Below are 3,118 nucleotides of genomic sequence, written 5' to 3' on the forward strand. Positions count from 1 at the left end.
TAGGCTTCGCCATAGCCGACGACGCCGCCATCGGTGGTCAACTTGACGAAGATGAAATACTTGCCGCCGATGCCGGGCGGCGGATTGTCGACAACCCAGGTCTTGACGTCGGTGATCTTCATTTTTGGTCCTCCAGAACCAGTTCGGCGCCCTTCCAACCGGTCATGATCGAGGCGGCGTTGGTGTTGCCGGTGATGTTGTCGGGGAAGATCGAGGCGTCGATGACGCGCAGACCGTCGATGCCGTGCACCTTGAGACGCGGGTCGACGACGGCGCGCGCCGGATCGGGCCCCATGCGGCAGGTCGAGACCGGATGATAGACGGTGCCCGAGCGCTTCCTGAAATCCTGAATCAGGTCTGCATCGGAAGTGATTGACGGGCCTGGCAAAACCTCTTCCTCGATGATCTCGGCCATGGCAGGCATCGAGGCGATCTTGCGGACGAATTTCACCGCCGCCAGCATCTCCTCGACATCGGCATTGGTGGAGTAGGCATTGGCCGTTATCCTGGGGTACTCGCGCGGATTGGCCGAGCGGATCATGATCTCGCCACGGCTCGACGGGCGGCAGTTGGACAGGCCGATGGAAAAGCCCGGCCATGGGTCGGGCGTCAGGATGGGACGCTCGCCGCTCTTGGGAATGACGGTCGAGAATGCCTGGAAATAGAGCTGCATGTTGGGCCGCGTCGCCGCCGGGTCGGTGCGGAAGAAGCCGCCGGCATTGTTCATCGACAGCGACAGCGGGCCCGAACGGGTCAGGATATATTGCATGCCGACCAGCAGCTTGCCCCACCAGGGACGCAGCGTCTGGTTGAGCGTCGGCAGCTTGCCCTTGAAGGTGTAGTTGATGCCGACATGATCCTGCAGATGCGCGCCGACATTCTCGTTGGCCTGGACCATCCGGATGCCCAGGCCTTTCAGCAGCGCGGAGGGCCCGACGCCGGACAGCTGCAGCAATTGCGGCGAGTTGACCGAGCCGCCCGACAGGATGACTTCGCGGCCGGCACGCGCCGACTTCGTCTCGCCGTTCTGCTGGTATTCGACACCGACGGCGCGCTTGCCCTCGAACAGCACCCTGGTCGCCAGCGCCTTCATCTCGACGCGGACGTTGGCGCGCTTCATCGCCGGGCGCAGGAAAGCGCGCGCCGCCGACATGCGGCGGCCGTTGCGGGTCGAGATCTGGTAGACGCCGACGCCTTCCTGGGCAGCGCCGTTGAAATCCGGGTTGAAGGGCAGGCCGGCCTGCTGGCCGGCGGCGAGATAGCGTTTGGTCAGCGGGTGGACGGCGCCCGAACAGTCTGTGACATGCAGCGGGCCGCCGACGCCGCGCCATTGGTCTGCGCCGGCCTGGTTGTCCTCGAGCGCCTTGAAGGCGGGCAGCAGATCGTCATAGCCCCAGCCGGGATTGCCGGCGGCGGCCCAGGCATCGAAATCCTCGCGCGCGCCCCTGATCCAGACCATGGCGTTGATCGAGCTCGAACCGCCGAGCAGCTTGCCGCGCGGCCAGTGGTCGGCATTGCCGGCGAGCCCCGGGTCCGGCTCGGCCTTGTAGTTCCAGTTGACGTCGGGATCGAAGAAGGTCTTGCCGTAGCCGAGCGGCATCTGCACGTAGAAGCGGCGGTCGCTGCCGCCGGCCTCCAGCACCAGCACCGAGAAGCGCCCCGAGGCCGACAGTTTTTCAGCCAGGACCGAGCCGGCCGAGCCGGAGCCGACGATGATGAAATCATAGGTCTGCATGATGGAAATGGGAGGCTCCGAAAAATTGGCTGCAGCCTAGACGCGACGGCATTCCGAAGTCGCCGCGCCATCCGGCATCAGTTGTGAAAAAAGCGACCGTCGAACCGATCAGGTTTGCGGGGATTCCCGACAATCGCGCTTGATATCTATCGTCCCGACAGCCTATGCGATGGCACTATCTTGGCGCATAACTTTTCGGAATTATGCTCTGGCCACTCTGCGGAAGGCAGGAAATCATATGCGGACCCTCCCTGACGCGTTCATTCCCGAACTGCCGGGCCACTACAGCGGCAAGGTCCGCGAAAACTACGATCTGGCGGATGGCCGGCGCATCATCATCGCCACCGACCGGCTCAGTGCCTTCGACATCATCCTGACTTCGATCCCCTACAAGGGAGAGATACTGACCCAGACGGCGCGCTACTGGTTCGAGGAAACCGCCGATATCTGTCCGAACCATGTTCTCGAATACCCCGACCCGAACGCCGTCGTCGGCACGAGGCTCGACATCCTGCCGGTCGAGATCGTCGTGCGCGGCTATCTGGCGGGAACCACCAGCACCTCGATCCTGACGCGCTACAAGCGCGGCGACCGCGACATGTACGGTATCCGCCTGCCGGACGGCCTGCGCGACAATGAAAAGCTGGCCGAGCCGATCATCACGCCGACCAGCAAGGCCGCGCATGGCGGCCATGACGAGCCGCTGTCGAAAGCCGAGATCCTCGAACAGGGTCTTCTCACGCAGGCGCAGTGGGACACCGTGTCCGGCTACGCTTTGCGGCTGTTCGCCCGCGGCCAGCAGCGCGCCACCGAGCGCGGCCTGATCCTGGCGGACACGAAGTACGAATTCGGCACCGACAGGAACGGGACCATCATTCTTGCCGATGAAATCCACACCCCGGACAGCAGCCGGTACTGGATCGCATCGAGCTACGAACGGGCGCTCGCCGACGGCAGCCGGCCGGAGAGTTTTGACAAGGATTTCGTCCGGTCGTGGGTCTCGGCGCGCTGCAACCCCTACAGCGACCCGATACCTGAGATACCGGCCGAGATCGTCGAACAGGCCTCGCGGGTTTACGCGCAGGCTTATGAGGCGATCACCGGCAAGGAATTCTCGCCGGACCTTTCCGGGGACAGCGTGCTCGATCGTATTCGCACGAACCTCAGGCGCTATTTCTGATCGACCTTCGCCGGTGATGCGAACTGCCGTCCCATGGCCATGCCCAGGGTCTACGAACTCGGGTTAACCGGTCCTCGGAAACCTTCGCCGGTGTGTTGGCTGACGGAGCAAACGAAAAACCCGCCTGTGCGGCGGGTCACTGGCGCAAATCAGCACCATAGGCAAAAATGTACCATAGCTGAGGGCACCCAGTCAAGAAACTG

General features: G+C 63.5%; 2 protein-coding genes and 1 pseudogene. 1 reads left to right on the forward strand and 2 read right to left on the reverse strand.

Features of this window, described 5'->3' with window-relative positions; all coding sequences use genetic code 11:
• Both EN925_RS41020 and EN925_RS29695 read right to left on the reverse strand, forming a co-directional pair.
• A pseudogene (locus tag EN925_RS41020) lies at nucleotides 1-122 on the reverse strand (mandelate racemase/muconate lactonizing enzyme family protein); the annotation flags it as partial.
• Nucleotides 119-1,735 (reverse strand): GMC family oxidoreductase N-terminal domain-containing protein, encoded by a 1,617-nt coding sequence (locus EN925_RS29695; protein ID WP_127384773.1) that lies wholly within the window; start codon nucleotides 1,733-1,735, stop codon nucleotides 119-121. The pseudogene EN925_RS41020 and the gene EN925_RS29695, both read right to left, overlap by 4 nt.
• Before the next feature lie 238 nt (nucleotides 1,736-1,973).
• Here EN925_RS29695 and EN925_RS29700 point away from each other — a divergent pair, with 238 nt between their 5' ends.
• The gene (locus EN925_RS29700) at nucleotides 1,974-2,915 is read left to right on the forward strand and encodes a phosphoribosylaminoimidazolesuccinocarboxamide synthase (RefSeq protein WP_127370159.1); all 942 of its coding nucleotides are present in this window, start codon (nucleotides 1,974-1,976) and stop codon (nucleotides 2,913-2,915) included.
• Nucleotides 2,916-3,118 lie beyond the last annotated feature (203 nt).

This window comes from Mesorhizobium sp. M7A.F.Ca.US.006.04.2.1 (assembly GCF_004022915.1).
Taxonomy (GTDB): domain Bacteria; phylum Pseudomonadota; class Alphaproteobacteria; order Rhizobiales; family Rhizobiaceae; genus Mesorhizobium; species Mesorhizobium ciceri.